General features: G+C 75.2%; 9 protein-coding genes and 1 tRNA gene. 4 read left to right on the forward strand and 6 right to left on the reverse strand.

Annotation, left to right across the window (positions count from 1 at the left end; genetic code table 11):
* Positions 1-107: 107 nt before the first annotated feature.
* The 3 genes from VGP36_10885 to VGP36_10895 all read left to right on the forward strand — a co-directional run bounded on the left by VGP36_10885 (position 108) and on the right by VGP36_10895 (position 3,771).
* Complete coding sequence (locus VGP36_10885) at positions 108-1,436, forward strand: UDP-glucose/GDP-mannose dehydrogenase family protein (GenBank protein HEV7655216.1); 1,329 nt, start codon at positions 108-110, stop codon at positions 1,434-1,436.
* Positions 1,437-1,648: 212 nt separating this feature from the next.
* Entirely contained in the window at positions 1,649-3,526 is a 1,878-nt protein-coding gene (locus VGP36_10890; GenBank protein HEV7655217.1) for an AAA family ATPase, read from the forward strand.
* A gap of 32 nt (positions 3,527-3,558) precedes the next feature.
* Positions 3,559-3,771 carry a DUF5703 family protein gene (locus VGP36_10895; GenBank protein HEV7655218.1) on the forward strand — a complete coding sequence of 71 codons (213 nt, stop codon included), beginning with the start codon at positions 3,559-3,561 and terminating at the stop codon, positions 3,769-3,771.
* Between the two features lie 4 nt (positions 3,772-3,775).
* Here the strand turns inward: VGP36_10895 and VGP36_10900 are convergent, their stop codons facing one another.
* Genes VGP36_10900 through VGP36_10910 form a run of 3 tightly spaced genes read right to left on the reverse strand, consistent with a single transcriptional unit; the run spans position 3,776 to position 6,896 of the window.
* Positions 3,776-4,738: an NADPH:quinone oxidoreductase family protein gene (locus VGP36_10900; GenBank protein ID HEV7655219.1), complete on the reverse strand. Its 963-nt coding sequence runs from the start codon at positions 4,736-4,738 to the stop codon at positions 3,776-3,778.
* Positions 4,735-5,583, reverse strand: coding sequence for an SDR family NAD(P)-dependent oxidoreductase (locus VGP36_10905; GenBank protein ID HEV7655220.1), 849 nt, complete (start codon positions 5,581-5,583; stop codon positions 4,735-4,737). The genes VGP36_10900 and VGP36_10905 overlap by 4 nt, the downstream gene beginning before the upstream one ends.
* On the reverse strand, positions 5,580-6,896 hold the full coding sequence (locus VGP36_10910) for a M20/M25/M40 family metallo-hydrolase (GenBank protein ID HEV7655221.1): 1,317 nt from the start codon (positions 6,894-6,896) through the stop codon (positions 5,580-5,582). The genes VGP36_10905 and VGP36_10910 overlap by 4 nt, the downstream gene beginning before the upstream one ends.
* A gap of 70 nt (positions 6,897-6,966) precedes the next feature.
* Here VGP36_10910 and VGP36_10915 point away from each other — a divergent pair.
* Positions 6,967-7,051 (forward strand) — tRNA-Leu (locus VGP36_10915).
* Positions 7,052-7,282: 231 nt separating this feature from the next.
* Here VGP36_10915 and VGP36_10920 read toward each other — a convergent pair.
* From VGP36_10920 to VGP36_10930, 3 genes are read right to left on the reverse strand one after another with little or no spacing between them, the layout of a single operon-like run.
* On the reverse strand, positions 7,283-8,230 hold the full coding sequence (locus VGP36_10920) for a TauD/TfdA family dioxygenase (GenBank protein HEV7655222.1): 948 nt from the start codon (positions 8,228-8,230) through the stop codon (positions 7,283-7,285).
* Entirely contained in the window at positions 8,227-9,012 is a 786-nt protein-coding gene (locus VGP36_10925) for an alpha/beta fold hydrolase (GenBank protein HEV7655223.1), read from the reverse strand. Before VGP36_10925 ends, VGP36_10920 begins: the two co-directional genes overlap by 4 nt.
* Complete coding sequence (locus VGP36_10930) at positions 9,009-17,153, reverse strand: amino acid adenylation domain-containing protein (protein HEV7655224.1); 8,145 nt, start codon at positions 17,151-17,153, stop codon at positions 9,009-9,011. The genes VGP36_10925 and VGP36_10930 overlap by 4 nt, the downstream gene beginning before the upstream one ends.
* Between the last annotated feature and the right edge of the window lies 1 nt (position 17,154).

Raw genomic sequence — 17,154 nt, forward strand, 5'->3', positions numbered from 1 at the left:
CCGGCGCGGACCCCCGCCCGCGCCGGGCGGCATCCCCTTCCCTTTCCGGAACCAGTACCGCCCGCGGCACCCCGCGGCGCGGTCCGTCCACAGTGGAGAGACGACAGATGACCCAGACCCTGCCCCGGCTGACGGTGCTCGGCACCGGCTACCTCGGCGCGACGCACGCCATCTGCATGGCCGTGCTCGGCTACGAGGTTCTCGGCCTCGACGTCGACGAGTCGAAGGTCGCGAAGCTCAACGCCGGTGAGGTCCCGTTCTTCGAGCCCGGGCTGCCCGAGCAGCTGGCCAAGGCGCTGGAGTCGGGCCGGCTGCGGTTCACCACCTCGTACGAGGAGGCCGCGGCGTTCGGCGACGTGCACTTCGTCTGCGTCGGCACGCCGCAGCAGAAGGGCTCGCACGCGGCCGACATGACCTACGTCGACGCGTCGGTCCGGGCGCTGGCGCCGCACCTGACCCGGCGCGTGCTGGTGGTCGGCAAGTCGACGGTCCCGGTCGGCACCGCGGCCCGGCTGACCGCGCTGGTGACGGAGCTCGCGCCGGCCGGCGACGAGGTCGAGCTGGCCTGGAACCCGGAGTTCCTGCGCGAGGGCTACGCCGTCGACGACACGATGAAGCCGGACCGGCTGGTCTTCGGCGTCCGGTCGGAATGGGCCTCGGAGCAGCTGCACGCGGCGTTCCGGCCGATCGTGGACGCCGGCACCCCGGTGGTCGTGACCGACCTGGCCACGGCCGAGCTGGTCAAGGTGGCCGCGAACTCGTTCCTGGCCACCAAGATCTCCTACATCAACGCGATGGCCGAGGTCTGCGAGACCGTCGGCGCCGACGTGCGGGACCTGGCCAGGGCGCTGGCCCACGACGACCGCATCGGCGGCCGGTTCCTGCACCCGGGGCTCGGCTTCGGCGGCGGCTGCCTGCCCAAGGACATCCGCGCGTTCATGGCCCGGGCCGAGGAGCTCGGCGCCGGGCAGGCGGTCGGTTTCCTGCGCGAGGTCGACGCGATCAACCTGCGCCGGCGGGCCCGGATGGTGGACCTGGTCCGCGAGCAGGTCGACGGCTCGTTCGAGGGCAAGCGGGTGGCCGCGTTCGGCGCCGCGTTCAAGCCGAACTCCGACGATATCCGCGACTCCCCCGCGCTCGACGTCGCCGCCACCATGCACGGCCTCGGCGCGACCGTGACCGTGTACGACCCGGCCGCGAACGAGAACGCCCGCCGGCAGCACCCGGAGCTCCGGTACGGCACCAGCGCGCTGGACGCCGCCCGGGACGCCGACGCCGTCGTGCTGCTGACCGAGTGGTCGGACTTCCGGCAGATCGACCCGGAGCTGCTCGGCCGGACCGTCGCCCGGCGGCGGATCGTGGACGGGCGGGACGCGCTGGACGGGGCGGCCTGGCGGGCCGCGGGCTGGTCGTACCGCGCCCTCGGCCGCCCGTAGGACCTCGCGCGACGGCGGCAGCGCCCCCCGCCCGCCGCCGTCGCGCGAACACCGCCGGACCCGCGGCGGCACCCCGGTCCGGGTGCCGCCGCGGTCCGGTCACGGGCGGGGACCGGTTACAGCACTCCTGGGCAGTCCTTCTGCGCGACCGCGCAGAGTCCGGCGGCGGTGCCGACCGGGCCCGCCGAGCCCGACGTCGGTAACCTCGCCCGGTGGCCGACCCCGTCTTCGAGGCATTCTGTTCCGACGGGCTCTGGCCGGGGCTCGGGCGCACCCTCGGTGAGGCGCTGCCGGCGGCCGGGATCACCGCCCCCGAGGACGTCACCGCGGCGAAGCTCGCGAACCTCCCCAAGGTCGGCACGATCCGGGCCGGCCGGCTGCTGTCCGGCTGGATCGGCGCCGCCCACGTGTACGAGGTGGCCCAGCTCGTCGTCCCGGCCGGGCTGCGGGCCCGGGTCGCGAGCCGGGCGGTGGACGCGTTCGGCGACGACGCCGCCCGGCGGCTGCGGGACGACCCCTGGCGGCTGCTGGAGCTGCCCGACGTCCGGATCGTGGAGGCCGACCGGGTCGCGGTCTCGGCCCTGCCCGGGGTCCGGCGGGACGACCCGCGCCGCGGCCGGGCCCTGGTCGCGTACGCGTTGAACCGGGCCGCCCGCGACGGCCACACCGTCCAGCCGATCGAGCTCGTGCTGGCCGCGCTGCAGGCGGAGGCCGTGACCGACCCGCCGGGCGCGATCGCGGCCGCGATCGAGGCCGGCACCGTGCACGAGGCCGACGGGACGCTGGCGCTGCAGCGGCTGGCGATGGCGGAGGAGTCGGTGGCCGAGGCGATCGCCCGGCTGACCGCGACCGCCGAGCCGATCACGAACGCCGACGGCGGGGCGGCGCTGGACGAGCTGGACGAGACCCAGCGCGGCGCGGTCGAGGCGGTGCTCACCCACGGCGTGAGCGTGCTGACCGGCGGCCCCGGCACCGGCAAGAGCCGTACGGTGGCCGTGCTGGTCCAGCTGGCCGAGAAGCAGGGCGTCACGGTCGCGCTGGCCGCGCCGACCGGCCGGGCGGCCAAGCGGCTGGAGGAGCTCGGCGACTCCCCCGCCGCGACCCTGCACCGGCTGCTCGGGGCGCAGGGCCGGACCGGGACGTTCGCCCGCGGCGAGGAGTGGCCGCTGGACGCGTCGCTCGTGGTCGTCGACGAGACCTCGATGCTCGACGTGGAGCTGGCCGCCGCGCTGCTGGAGGCCTGCGCCGACGGGACCCACCTGCTGCTGGTCGGCGACCCGGCCCAGCTGCCCTCGATCGGGCCCGGCCGGGTGCTGGCCGACCTGGTCGACTCGGGCACGGTGCCGGTGGTCGAGCTGACCACGCTCTACCGGCAGGCCGCCGGCGGCGCGATCGCCCGGCTGGCCACCGGCGTCCGCGGCGGCACCCTGCCGCCGGTGGACGATCCGGACAAGGAGGTCGTGCTGGTGCCGGCCACCGGGGCGGCCGAGGCCGCGCACCGGGTCGTGCAGCTGGTCACCGACTCGATCCCGCGGGTGCTCGGCATCCCGGCCGACGACGTGCAGGTGGTGACCCCGGTGCACAAGGGGCCCGCGGGCACGCTGGAGCTGAACAAGGCGCTGAAGGGCAAGCTCAACCCGGGCCGGGGCACCGTCTCCGGCTTCGACCCGGGCGACCGGGTGGTCGCGACCGCGAACCACCTCGAGGCCGAGCCGACCGGGTACGCCAACGGCGAGGTCGGCATGGTGTCCGCGGCCAAGGACGGCACCGTGACCGTCGAGTTCGCGTCCGGGCCGGCCAACGTGACCGGCCGCGCGCTGGCCGACCTCCGGCACGGCTGGGCCGTCACCGTGCACCGGGCCCAGGGCTCGGAATGGCCGGCGGTGGTGGCCGTACTGCCCCCGGAGGCGGGCGGGATGCTGTCCCGGCCGCTGGTCTACACCGCGCTGACCAGGGCGCAGCGGCACCTGTCGGTGGTGCCGGCGGTCGGCCCGGCGCTGGCCCGGGCGGTCCGCGACGTCGGCGCCCGGCCCCGGCGGACCCGGCTGCGGGAGCTGCTGGCGGGAGAACTTCAGGACTCCGACGGCTGACTTCCGGGTGACACAGGGGCAGAATCGCCGGCATGTCACCCGCAACCGCGGAGTACGAATACGTGCCGGTGCGCATCCCTCCCGGCATCGACCGCGGCACCGCCGCGGTCCAGCTCTCCCTGCACGCCGAGTACGGCGGCTGGGAACTGTCGACCGTCCGGCTGCACGCCGACGGCACCCGTCAGGTGACCCTGCGGCGACGCCGCTCCAGCGGGCGGGTCCCCCTCCCGCGCCCCGCCCTGTAGCTCGCTAGCTCCAGGGCAGCACGACCACCTTCCCGACCGTCCCGCGGGACCCCAGGCGGGTCAGCGCCGCGGGCGCCTCGGCCATGGGTACCCGTTCCGATACGAGCGGCTTGATGCTCCCGGCCGCGTAGAGGTCCTTGAGCGCCTCGTGCGCCGCTGCGATCACTCCCGGATCCTGCTGCCGGTAGAGCCCCCAGTGCAGGCCGACCACCGAGTAGTTCTTCACCAGCACGTGCCCGGCCGGCACCGACGGGATCCGGCCCGCGGTGAAGCCGACCACCACCAGCCGGCCCTCGAACGCGATGCAGCGCCGGGACGCGTCGAACACGTCCCCGCCGACCGGGTCCCAGACCACGTCCGCGCCGTGCCCGCCGGTGAGCTCCTTGACCCGGGCGGCGATGTCCTCCGCGCGGTAGTCGATCACCTCGTGCGCGCCGAGCTGCCGGCAGACCGCGGTCTTCTCCGGGCCGCCCGCGGTCGCGATGATCCGGGCCCCCGCGGCCAGCCCGACCTGGATCGCGGCCGAGCCGACGCCACCGGCGCCGGCGTGCACCAGCAGCCACTCGCCCGCCTGCAGCCGCGCCCGCCGGTGCAGCCCCACGTACGCGGTCTGGTACGTGATCAGCAGCGACGCGGCCTCGTCGGCCGGCATCGCGGCCGGCACGTCGAAGGCGCCGTCGGCCGGCAGCACGGCCAGCTCGGCCAGTCCGCCGTGCGGCAGCGGCGGCCCGCCGAGGACACGCCGGTCCTCGCCGACCACCGTGCCGCAGATCTCCAGCCCCGGCGTGAACGGCAGGTCGGGCTTCTCCTGGTAGGAACCGGCGCACATCAGCACGTCCGGGAAGTTCAGCGCGCAGGCTTCGACGCGGACCAGCAGCTCGCCCGGGCCGGCGACCGGATCGGGAACCTCGGCCAGCTCGAGCGCGTCGGCCGGGGTCCCGAGCCGGCGTACCTGCCAGGCCTTCACGCCGACGTCCCGCCCGGCCCGGCGCCGGGATCGGCCGGGGCGGGGCCGGGATCGGCCGGGGCGGCGCCGGCTCCCGGCTCGGCCGGGCCGGTGTCCGGGCGGCGGGGTCCCGGGACGCCGCGGAACCCGTACGGGCCGGGCTCCCGGCCGGGCTGCACGAACCAGCACTCCCCCGGCTTGCCGGAATCCAGCACCGCCAGGAACGCGTCCCCGACGTCGTCCGGCGACAGCAACGGCATCGCCGCGGCCGCGAGCGGCTCCCGCAGCGCGCCCAGGATCGCCGTGTCGGCGAACCCCGGGCACAGCGCCGTCACCGTCACGCCCAGCTCGGCCAGCGGCGGCGCGACCGCCCGGACGTACCCGACGACCGCGGTCTTGGTCAGCGTGTAGAGCGGGTCGGCCGGCATCGGGACCAGCCCGGCCAGCGAGGCGGTGACCACCACCTTGCCGCCGGAGCCGCGCAGGTGCGGGACGGCGGCGTCCAGCCCGTACACGACCGCGTCCTGGTTGACCCCGACGATCCGCCGGTACGCGGCCAGGTCCAGCGGGTCCGTCGGCCCCAGCCCCGAGCCGATGCCGGCGTTGAGGGCGACCACGTCCAGCCGCCCGTACGCCTCGATCGCGGTACGGACGGCGCGGACGACCTCCTCGGGGCGGCTCACATCGGCCCGGACCGGGGTGCCGCCGACGTCGGTCGCCACCTCGGCGGCGCCGTCCGCGTCCAGGTCGGCGACCACCACCGCGTACCCGCGGGCGGACAGCCGGCGGCTGAACGCGCGGCCGAAGCCGCCGGCGCCGCCGGTGACCAGCGCGACCGGCGCCGTCGGCCGGATGCGGCCGCTCATGACCCCGCCACGAAGCGGTCCAGGACGCGGACGCCGAAGCGCAGCGCCTCCGCCGGCACCCGCTCGTCGATGCCGTGGAACATCCGCGCGAAGTCCACGTCCGGTGGCAGCAGCAGCGGCGAAAACCCGAAGCAGCGCATGCCCAGCCGCTCGAAGGACTTGGCGTCCGTCCCGCCCGACATCGTGTACGGGACCGGCAGCGCCTTGTCGTCCTCGGCCCGCAGCGCCGCCGCCATCGCGTCCACCAGCGCCCCGTCGAAGTCCGTCTCCACCGCCTGGTCGCGGTGGATCCACTCCTTCACCACCCCGGAGCCGAGCAGCTCGTCGATCTGCTTCTCGAACTCGTCCTCCTGGCCGGGCAGGAAGCGGCCGTCGATCGTCGCCGCCGCCGTACCGGGGATGACGTTGGACTTGTAGCCGGCCTCGAGCATCGTCGGGTTCGCGGTGTTGCTCAGCGTCGGTCCGATCATCACCGCCAGGCCGCCGAGCCGGCGGACCAGCGCGGTGACCTCCTCCCGGTCGGCCGAGTCCAGGTCGATCTCCACGCCGAGCTGCTCGGACAGGGCCTCCAGGAAGAGCCGCACCGTCTTCGTCATGACGATGGGGAACTCGTGCCCGCCGACGCGGGCGACGGCCTCGGCCAGCCGGGTGACCGCGTTGTCGTCGTTGTGCATCGAGCCGTGGCCGGGGCGGCCGCGGGCCACCAGCCGGAGCCAGGCCATGCCCTTCTCCGCGGCCTGGATCGGGTACATCCGCAGGTCGTCCCTGATCGTGACGCTGAACCCGCCGACCTCGCTGACCGCCTCGGTGCAGCCCTCGAACTCCTCGGCGTGCTCGTCGACCAGGAACCGGGCGCCCTTGGTCCCGCCGGCCTCCTCGTCGGCCACGAACGCGACCACCACGTCGCGCGGCGGCTTCGTGCCGGTCCGGGCCCACCGGCGGACCAGCGCGAGCGTCATCGCGTCCATGTCCTTCATGTCGATCGCGCCCCGGCCCCAGACGAAGCCGTCCCTCTCCTCACCCCCGAACGGATGCACCGACCACTCGCTCGCCTCCGCCGGCACCACGTCCAGATGGCCGTGGATCAGCAGGCCGGGGCGACTGCGGTCGGCGCCCTCGATGCGGGCGACGACGCTGGCCCGGCCCGGCTCCGACTCGTACAGCCGGGACTCGACGCCGACCTCGTCGAGCTTCCCGGTGACCCACTCGGCGGCGGCGCGCTCGGTGCTGGTCGGATTGGAGGTGTCGATCCGGATCAGCTCCGAGCACAGCTCGACGACCTCGTCCTGGGCGTTGGGTGCCTGGCTGCTCATGGCCCGATTACTACCACCGAACCCCGTTGGGACACCCTGTGCCGTCCCGGTAAGGTGGTCCGGCAGACCGGTCCGGGTGGCGGAATGGCAGACGCGCTAGCTTGAGGTGCTAGTGCCCTTTAACGGGCGTGGGGGTTCAAGTCCCCCCTCGGACACGAAGCAGTCTCCGACGGCGCGGGCGAAGCCTCCGCCGTGGCAGGTTGGTATTTAGGTGATATGTGAGCTTCAGCCCCATCTGTCCGTATGGAGCGGTTTTCTCCGCCGGGCCGCGTCGCCTGGCGGGCCTCATCGTCGCGGGTGTCGTCCCCCGTGTCCTGAGCAAACGCCGGCCGGTCGAGGGCGGACGAGCGGCTCGGACGTGCCCCGGCGACCCCACAAGCACGCCGTCAGGCCCGGACGGTCTCGGGGATCGGCGCGGCGTCGGCCATCGCGACCGCCACCTTCCGGGGTCCCGTGTACGGCTCGCGGCCGTGCGCGGTGAGCATGTTGTCGACGACGACGACGTCGTCCGGGTCGTAGTCGAACCGGGTGGACGCCGAGCGGTACGCCGCCCGCAGGTGCTCGGCGACCTCGTCGCCGATCCGGCCGCCGTCGCCGTAGTAGCTGCTCGCCGGCAGGGCGGCCTCCCCGTACATCTCCAGCAGGCCCTGCCGGGTCTCGGTCGGCAGGGTGGAGGGGTGGAAGACCGTGGCGTGGTTGAACCACACCTCCTCCCCCGTGACCGGGTGCCGGTGGATCGCGTCCCGGACGGCCGTGGTCCGCAGCACGTCGCGCTCCAGCCACTCGGCCACGATCCCCTGCCGGCGGCAGTAGTCCGCCACCTCGCCGCGGTCCTCGGTGCCGAAGACCTCCTGCCAGCGCAGGCCGAGCTCGGGGTGGAAGGTACGGACGACCGACCAGCGCCGCTGCCGGAACTCCTCGCGGACGTCCGGATCGATGGCGCGCAGCACGGCCCGGGTGTCGGCCAGCGGGGTGGCGCCCCCGGTGGCCGGCCTCCGTACGCACCAGAACCACACGTGCGCCGGCCAGCTGCGCTGGTAGGAGTTCTCGTTGTGCAGGAAGATCTCCTGTTCCGCCGGGTACTCGGTGGAGGTGTAGACCCGGCCGCTGATCTCGCTGCGCGGTGAGGACCGCTCGGAGTAGGCCAGCGGCTCGCCGGACAAGGCCCGGACCGCGGCGGCGAAGCCGTCCACACCGCCCACGTCGCCGCCCCGGAACAGCAACGCGCCGTGCTCGAGCAGTTCCGCCCGCAGCCGCGCGCGCCCGGCTCCGGCCAGCTGTGCGAGTGCCCGCCCGTGCGCGGGGACGAGGAGGACGAGGGAGGTGTCGATCATGACCGCGGACCTTTCCGGAGTTGGTCGGCGAGCAGCTCGGGGAACCGGTCGCCGGTGAACGGATGGAAGTGCCCGCCGGGCAGCATCCGGAGGGTGAGTCCCCGGGCGGCATACTCGGACCAGGGCTCCAGGACGGCGCGCGGCACGGCCTGGTCCTCGGTCCCACCGAGGACCAGCAGCGGAGCCCGCACCGGCGGGCGATCCAAGGGCCGGTAGGAGTCCATCAGCGCCATGTCGCCCCGCAGAGCGGGCAGGAACGCCGCCAGCAGCTCGGGCTGGTCGGCCAGGGTGTCCGGGATCCCGCCGTACGTCTCGTGCACCGTCCGCACGAACTCCGCGTCAGAGAGTCCCTCCAGCGCGGTACGCCCGTGGTCGACCAGGTGCGGGGCCGAGGACGACGACACGATCAGCATGCTCGGCACGAGCCGGTAGCGGCGCCACAGCTCGCCCGCCAGCTCGTAGCCGACGATGCCGCCCATGCTGTGGCCGAGCAGCGCGAACGGGACGTCCAGGAACGGCAGCAGCGCCGAGGCCAGCGCGTCGACGAGCTCGTCCATCCTCGTCATCGGCGGCTCCCCGAGCCGGTTCTCCCGGCCGGGCGACTGGACCGGGCAGACGTCGACGGCCGGGGCCAGCGGGTCGATCCACCCGGCGAAGGCCGACGCGCCGCCGCCGACGTGCGGCAGGCAGAACAGCCGCAGGTCGCTCCCGCCGGTGCCCAGCCCGTACGGCAGCCAGCGGCGGTAGCGCTCGCGCCTCGCGAGCACCGCCGTCGCGCTCACCGCCCCTCCCCCGCGGGTAGGACGATCTCGCGCCGGGCGGCGACGCCGATCGGCTCCGGCCGGGGCCCGTCCACCGCCCGGTCGAGCTCGGCCGCCATCGCCGCCACCGTGGGCTCCTCGAAGACCAGGCTGAGCGGCAGCGCCGCGCCGAAGTCCTCGTTCACCCGGGCGATGAGGCGAGTCGCGACCAGCGAGTGACCGCCGAGCCGGAAGAAGTTGTCGTGCACCCCGACCTCGGACAGTCCGAGCACCTCCATCCACAGGCGACCGAGCCGCTGCTCGGTCTCGGTGCGGGCCCGGACCGCCTCCGGCCCGACCGGCAGCTCGCCCTCCACAGTGGACATCAGCGCCTGCCGGTCCAGCTTGCCGCTGGGCCGGCGCGGCAGCCGGTCCAGCAGCACGAACCGGGACGGCACCATCGGCGCCGGCAGCGCCGCCCGCAGCCCTTCGGCGAGGATCACCGGCTCCAGTCCGGACCGGTCGGCCGCGTCCGCGGCCGCCACGAAGGCGGTCAGCTGCGGGTCGCCGGCCACGTCCCGTACCAGGACGGCGGCGTCCCCGACGCCGGGCAGCGCCCGGACGGCCGCCTCCACCTCGCCGAGTTCGATCCGGTAGCCGCGGATCTTCACCTGGCCGTCGGAGCGGCCGACGTGCTCCAGCGTGCCGTCCGGCAGCCAGCGGGCGAGGTCGCCGGTGCGGTAGAGCCGCTCCCCCGGCCGGCCGCCGTGCGGTCGCGGGACGAAGCTGGCGGCGGTCCGGCCGGGGCGGCGCCAGTAGCCGCGGGCGAGCCCCGGACCGGCGATGTGCACCTCGCCCGGCACGCCGGCGGGCACCGGTTCGAGGGCGTCGTCGAGGACGAAGACCTCGGTGTCCGCGACCGGCCGGCCGATCGGGGCGCGGTCCCGCCGTCCGGGCTCAGCGGGCCAGAAGGTGGCGGTGATGGTCGTCTCGGTCGGCCCGTACATGTTGTGCAGCCGGGCTCCGGGCAGCACCGCCGCGCACCGGTCCAGCAGCCCTGGCGGCAAGGTCTCCCCACCGCAGCAGATCGTCCGGACCGTGCCCCGGCACTCCCGCAGCGCCGGCTCCTCGAGGAGCACCGCGAGCATCGACGGCACCACCTTGAGGATCGGGCAGCGGTGCCGGACCAGCAGCCGCGCCAGGTACTCGGGGTCGTGCTGCCGTCCCGGTTCGGACAGGACCAGCTCGGCCCCGTTCGACAGCGGGGCGAAGATCTCCCATACCGAGGCGTCGAAGCAGTACGAGAAGTTCTGCAGCACGCCGTCGCCGGGGCCGACCGGCCACTGGGACTGCTGCCAGGCCAGGCGCCGGCCGGCCGCCGCGTGGCTGATCACCACGCCCTTCGGGACTCCGGTGGAACCGGAGGTGTAGATCAGGTAGCAGGGATTGCCCGGATCCACCCGCCCGGGCACGGGCGCGGCCGGCTGCGCGCCGACGGCCTCGCGGGCCGCGTCGAGCGCGAGCACCGGCCCGTCGAACGCGGCTTCCCACCGGCTCGTGGTGACCACCACCGGGCCGGCGACGTCGGCGCCCAGCGCGCGCAGCCGCTGGGGTGGGCTGTCGGGGTCGAGCGGCACGTACGCGCCGCCGGCCTTCAGCACGCCGAGGATCGCGACGACCATGTCCACCGACCGGTCCAGGCAGATCGGCACCAGGGTCTCCGGTCCGACCCCGAGGCCGCGCAGGTGGTGACCGAGCCGGTTGGCGCGCTCGTCGAGGTCCCGGAAGCCCACCGCCTCGGCGCCGATCCGGACCGCGACCGCGTCCGGCGAGCGGCGGGCCGTGGCCTCGAAGGCCGAGTGCAGCAGGGTGTCCTGGGCCGGACCGGCCGGGCCCGCCGCCCAGTCGGTGAGCAGCCGCCGCCGGTCGGCGGCCGGCAGCGACGGCAGCGCCGCGAGGGGACGGTCGAGGTCGTCCGCGGCGGCCTCCAGCACGGCCAGCCACTGCCCGGTCAGCCGGTCGATCGTGGGCCGGTCGTACAGGTCGGTGTTGTACTGGACGAGCGCGGACAGCCCACCGCCGGCAGGCAGCACGTCGAGCAGCAGGTCGAACTTGACCGTGTCGCTCGGCACGTCGCCCACGCTCAGCGCCAGCCCGGGCAGCCGCACCGGGTCCACCGGCACGCCGATGTACTGGAACATCACCTGGAAGAACGGGCCGCGGGCCGGATCCCGGTCCGGGGCGAGCACCTCGACCAGCTTGTCGAAGGGCACCTCCTGGTGGGCGTAGGCGCCCAGGCAGGTGTCGCGGACCCGGGCCACCGCCTCCCGCAGCGTCGGCGCGCCGGACAGGTCGGTCCGCAGCACCAGCGTGTTGATGAACGGCCCCACCAGCGACCTCGTTTCGGGGCGGGACCGGTTCGCGACCGCGCTGCCGATCGCGACGTCGTCCTGGCCCGCGGCGCGGGCGAGCGTGACGGTGAAGGCGGCCAGCAGCAGCATGTAGAGGGTCACGCCCTCGGCCCGGGCCACGGCCCGGAGCGAGTCGGTGAGACCGGGGTCCACCCGCAGCTCGGTCCGGGCGCCGGCGGAGGACTGCCGCTCGCCCCGCGGCCGGTCCGTCGGCAGCGCCAGGACGGGCGTCCCGGCCAGCCGATCCCGCCAGTACGCCAGCTGGCCGTCGAGCCAGCTCGAGTTCAGCTTCCGCTGCTCCCAGGCGGCGACATCGGCGAACTGGACCTCCGGCTCCCCGAGCGACGACGGACGCCGCTCGACCGCGGCCGAGTACTCCTCCTGGAACTCGCTGACCAGCAGGCCCATCGACCAGTGGTCGGCCGCGACATGGTGCACGGTCAGCAGCAGGCGGTGCTCCCGCTCGCCGAGGCGCAGCAGCGTCACCCGCAGCGGCGGGCCGGCGGCCAGGTCGAAGGCCAGGTGGGCGTGCTCGGTCGCCAGCCGGTCGGCGCCGCCCGGGTCCACAATGGACGATCCGGACAGGTCGACGAGGTCGAGCCGGAGCGGCGCCGGCCGGTCGACGACGACGGTGGGCTCGCCGCCGGTCGCCCGGAAGCGGGACCGCAACGTCTCGTGCCGGGCGACGATCCGGGCCAGCGCCCGCCGGACCGCGCCGAGGTCCAGCCGTCCGGTCAGGTCCATCCGGCAGGACAGGTTGTAGTCGTGGGAGCCGGGCCGCAGCTGATCGAGGAACCAGAAGCGGCGCTGGGTGGACGACAGCGGCAGCGCGACGCTCCCGTCCCGCGGCAGCACGGGGATCGGAGCCGAGTGGTCACCGGCGGGCTCCGCGGCGCCGATCGCGGGCGGGGTGCCGCGGTCGAGGAGGCCGGCCGCGTCCAGTTCGGCCATGGTCGCGGTCACCGCGTCGACCACCCGGTCCACGTCGGCCTCGGTGTGCGCGAGGGACAGGAAGCAGTTGCGGCCCTCCCAGACGTACACGCCGTGCAGCAGGAGCAGGGCGTAGAAGAGCTCGGTGACCTCGGACTGGGGCGCTTCCCCGAGAAGCCGGAACCGGAACAGCGACCCGAACCGGACCACCCGCAGCGGCAGCCCGCCGGCCGTGACGACGGCGTTGAGCCTGTCCACCAGCCGTTCGGTCCGCCGGTTCAGCTCCTCCTGCAGCACGCCGCCGCCGTCCCGCAGCCGCCGCAGCACCGCCCGGCTGGCCGCCATCGCCAGCGGGTGCTTGCAGAAGGTGCCGGTGAAGAACGTCCGCCGCGCCGAGGGCAGCTCGCCACCGGCGAAGCTCCAGGCGCCGCCGTCGATGCCGTCCAGCCAGCGGGCGTCGCCCGCGACGATCCCGATCGGGAGCCCGCCGCCCGCGACCTTCCCGTACACGCTGATGTCGGCCCGGATGCCGAAGATGCCCTGGGCGCCGGCCGGATGGACGCGGAAGCCGGTGATGACCTCGTCGAAGATCAGCGGGATCCCGGCCCGCTCGGTGAGCGCCCGCAGCCGCCGCAGGAAGTCCACCGGCTGCAGCTCCGGCCGGCGGCTCTGCACCGGTTCCACCAGCACCGCGGCCAGCTCCCCGGCGTGCTCCTCGAGCGCGCGCAGCGCGGCCTCCCCGCCGTACCGCAGCACGAGCGTGTCGGCACTGATCGAGGCCGGCAGCCCGGGCGACATCGGCGCCGCTGCGCCGGTGATCTGCGGGTCGGCCGGCCGGGACAGGATCGGGTCGGCCGAGCCGTGGTACGACCCGGCGAACAGCGCCACCCGGCTGCGGCCGGTCGCCGCCCGGGCCAGCCGGACGGCGAGCATCACCGCCTCCGAGCCGGTGTTGCAGAAGGAGACCCGCTCGTTGCCGGTGAGCTCGCGGACCAGGTCCGCCACCTCCGCCGCCAGCGGCGTCTGCGGTCCCAGTTGCATGCCGGCGTCGAGCTGGGCCCGGACGGCGTCGGTGACGAACGGCTCGTCGTGGCCGAAGAAGTTGACGCCGAAGCCCATCGTCAGGTCGACATACTCGTTGCCGTCGAGGTCCCAGATCCGGGACCCGACCGAGCGGCTGACGGTCAGCGGGTAGCGGATGTCCTTGAGGTCGAGGTGGCCGGTCAGCACGTGCCGGATGTCGGCGTGGCCGGGTCGTTCGCTGTCCGCGTGCCGGCGCGAGAGTTGGGTCCGCCCGGTGTAGCGGCGGACGACGTCGGCCAGGAACGTCTGCTGGTCCGGGCTCAGTGCGCTGCGCCGGTCCGGAGGCGCCGCGCTGAACGGCACATAGACGTCCGGCGGGGACGCGGGTGCGGCGGCCGGCGGCGGGGCGGGGATAGCGGCGGCGGGCGGGCGGGTTCCGGTCAGCAGCTCGTACGCCTGGGTCATCACCTGGGCGTGGACGGCCAGGAACCGGGCGGCCGGGTCGGCATCCACCGCGGGACCGGGAGCCACCGGACCGGGAGCCACCGGACCGGGAGTCGCCGGCCGGGAGGGCAACGTCCGGTGGGCGACCTGCCGGGTCAGGAAGTCGGTCAGCCGCCGCAGCGTGTTGGTCTCCTCGAACAGCTGGGCCACCGGGATCTCCACCCCGAAGCGCTCCTGGATCGTCTGCAGCGCCTGGATCAGCACGACGGAGTCGGCGCCGAGCCGGAGGAAGGACTCGTCCGGGTCGAGGTCGGCCTGGTCCATCTCGAGGAACTCGGCGAGCGTCGCGCGGACCACCGCGAGCACCTCGGCCCGGTCGGCGACCGGGATGGCGGCCGGTTCCGTGGCGGTGGTCTGTGCCGGTGCGGTCACGGGAAGCACCTCCGGTGCGGCGGCGGGCGGGCGGCCGGGCTCGGCGAACCAGTGCCGCGTGCGCTCGAACGGGTAGCCGGGCAGCGTCACCCGGCGGTACGGGTAGCCGGCGTCGACGCCGGCCCAGTCGACCGGGTACCCACGTACGTGCAGGCGGGCCAGGGAGTCGGCGAGCGTCGTCCAGTCGTCGCCCCGGCCGCGCAGCGACGGCAGCCAGTCGGCGCCGGGTCGGTCCCGGCCGCCGAGCGCGGTCAGCGTCGGGCGGGGCCCGATCTCCAGGTATCGCCGGATTCCTCGTTCCGCCAGGCGGTCGAGGCCGGCGGCGAAGCGGACCGGCTCGCACAGCTGCCGCGGCCAGAAGGCCGCGTCCAGCGGCAGCTCCGGGCCGACGAAGGCACTGTCCACATCGGACACGAGCGGAACCCGCGGCCGGGCGTGCGGCAGCGTCGCCGCCAGCTCCGCGAGGTCCGCCTCGACCGGCGCCATGAGCGGCGAGTGGAAGGCGTGCGCGACCGGGAGCGGCCGGATCGCGTGCCCGTCCCGGCTCAGCACCGCCGTCACCGCGGCCAGCCCGCTCAGCGGCCCGGACAGCACGGTGTTCGCGGGGCCGTTGACGGCACCGACGACGACGTCCGGCGGGGACCCCGCGGTCGCGAGCGCCGCCCGGACGGTCGCCTCGTCGGTGAGCACGGCCGTCATGCCGCCGCCCGCGGGCAGTGCCTGCATCAGCCGGCCCCGGTGGGCGGCCAGCCGCAGGGCGTCGGCGTCGTCGAGCACCCCGGTCACCGCCGCGGCGGTGATCTGGCCGAGGCTGTGGCCGAGCGCGGCGTCGGGCCGGATTCCCCAGCCGGACCACAGCCGGGCCAGGGCGATGCCGAACGCGACCAGGGCGGGCTGCGCGTACTCGGTGCGGGACAGCAGCTCCTCATCGCCCCGGGCCGGAAACAGGATCGTCTGCAGTGGACGGTCGAGCACGCCGTCCAGCAGATCGGCGCACCGCATCAGCTCGTCCCGGAAGACGGCGTTGGTCACGTACAGCTGCCGTCCCATGTGGACGTGCTGGCTACCCTGGCCGGGGAAGAGGAACGCGAGCGGCTCGGGGCCGCCGGGCCGCGCTGTCCCGCGGTGGACCGACCGGGACGGCCGCCCGGCGGCCAGCTCCCGCAGTCCTTGCACGAGCGCGGGCCGGTCGGTGCCGACGACCACCGCCCGGCGGGACAGCCGGCCGCGGCCCACGGCGGCGGTGTGGCAGACGTCGTCGGTCCGGTCCGCGGCGGATCCCAGGTGGCCGGCGTACCGGCCGGCGAGGGCGGCGAGGGCGTCCTCGGTGCGGGCGCTCAGTGGCAGCACGTGCACCGGCCGGGCGTCCTCGATCTCCGCCTCGGCGGCCGGCTCGGGCGCCTCGCCGAGGACCACGTGGGCGTTGGTGCCGCCGAAGCCGAACGAGCTCACCCCGGCGACCCGCGGGACGGGGCCGCGCGGCCACGCCGACAGCGTCGTACCCACCTCGACCGGGCCGGCGGTCACGATGGCGGGATTGATCTCCCGCAGGTGCAGGTGCGGCGGCAGCTCGCCGGCAGCCAGCGCGAGCACGACCTTGATCAGCCCGGCGATGCCGGCCGCGGACTCGGCGTGCCCGATGTTCGTCTTCACCGAGCCGACCACGCAGGGCTCCCGCCGCGCCGGGTCGTCGAGCACCTCCTCCAGGGCGCGGAACTCGATCGGGTCACCGAGGCCGGTGCCGGTGCCGTGCGCCTCGACGTAACCGACCTCCGCCGGTGCGACACCGGCGTCGGCCAGGGCCCGGCGGAGGACCTGGCGCTGGGCCGTCCCGTTGGGCGCGGTCAGCCCGTTGCTCAGGCCGTCGGAGTTGACCGCCGAGCCGCGCACGACCGCGAGGACGCGGTCACCGTCGCGGCGGGCGGCCGCCAGCGGCTTGAGGACGACGACGCCGCAGCCCTCGGCCCGGACGTATCCGTCGGCGGCCGCGTCGAAGGTCTTGCAGCGCCCGTCCGGCGCCAGCATCCCGGCCCTCCGGAACACCCGGGTCACGTGCGGGGTCAGGATCAGGTTGACCCCGCCGGCCAGCGCGAGGGTCGACTCCCCGCTGCGCAGGCTGGCGCAGGCCAGGTGCACGGCGACCAGTGAGGACGAGCAGGCGGTGTCCACCGCCAGGCTCGGCCCACGCAGGTCGAGCGTGTACGAGAGGCGGTTGGCGGCGAGGCTGAAGGCCTGTCCGGTGCCGGCGTGCACCTCCGGAGCCGCCGTCCCCGCGGCCGCCTGCACGGCCCGGCCGTAGTCGGCGTTGCTGATGCCGACGAACACGCCGGCCGGGGTGCCGGCCAGCCGGTCCGGGGCGATCCCGGCGGACTCGAGGGCTTCCCAGGCGACCTCGAGCAGCAGCCGCTGCTGCGGATCGAGCTGCGCCGCCTCCCGCGGCGAGATCCCGAAGAACCCGGCGTCGAAGCCGTCTATCCGGTCCAGCAGCGAGTGCGGTCCGCCGAGCGGCTCGGTGCCGGGCCGGGCGGCGCCGTCGCCGGGCGGCACGTGCACGCCGTCGCGCAGCAAGCGCCAGAAGGCCTCGGGACCGTCCGCGCCGGGGAACCGGCAGCCGATCCCGATCACCGCGACCGGCCCCGGCACCGGGGCCGCCGGATCGCCGGCGTCCGCGGGCTCCGCCCCGCCGGTGAGATGGGCGGCGAGCCGGGCGATGGTCGGCTTTTCCCACAGCAGGGCGGCGGGGAGATTCTGGCCCAGCAGCCGTTCCAGGTCGCCCGCGAGTACCAGACCGTCGCGTGAGGACAGTCCGAACGAGCTGAACGGGGCGTGCTCGTCGATCTCGCCGGCGGGGACCGCCAGCTCGGTGGCCAGCCGCGCCCGCAGCCAGCCGGCCAGGGCCGCCGCGTTCGTGTGGACGTCGCCGGCCGGAGGAGACGCGGTCATC

The organism is Mycobacteriales bacterium, assembly GCA_035995165.1.
Lineage (GTDB): Bacteria > Actinomycetota > Actinomycetes > Mycobacteriales > CADCTP01 > CADCTP01.

Bases quoted from the DNA above. Each gene is read 5' to 3' on its own strand.
- VGP36_10885 (HEV7655216.1), top strand. From the start codon at position 108: ATGACCCAGACCCTGCCCCGGCTGACGGTGCTCGGCACCGGCTACCTC.
- VGP36_10910 (HEV7655221.1), bottom strand. From the start codon at position 6,896: ATGAGCAGCCAGGCACCCAACGCCCAGGACGAGGTCGTCGAGCTGTGC.
- VGP36_10895 (HEV7655218.1), top strand. From the start codon at position 3,559: ATGTCACCCGCAACCGCGGAGTACGAATACGTGCCGGTGCGCATCCCT.
- VGP36_10905 (HEV7655220.1), bottom strand. From the start codon at position 5,583: ATGAGCGGCCGCATCCGGCCGACGGCGCCGGTCGCGCTGGTCACCGGC.
- VGP36_10930 (HEV7655224.1), bottom strand. From the start codon at position 17,153: ATGACCGCGTCTCCTCCGGCCGGCGACGTCCACACGAACGCGGCGGCC.
- VGP36_10920 (HEV7655222.1), bottom strand. From the start codon at position 8,230: ATGATCGACACCTCCCTCGTCCTCCTCGTCCCCGCGCACGGGCGGGCA.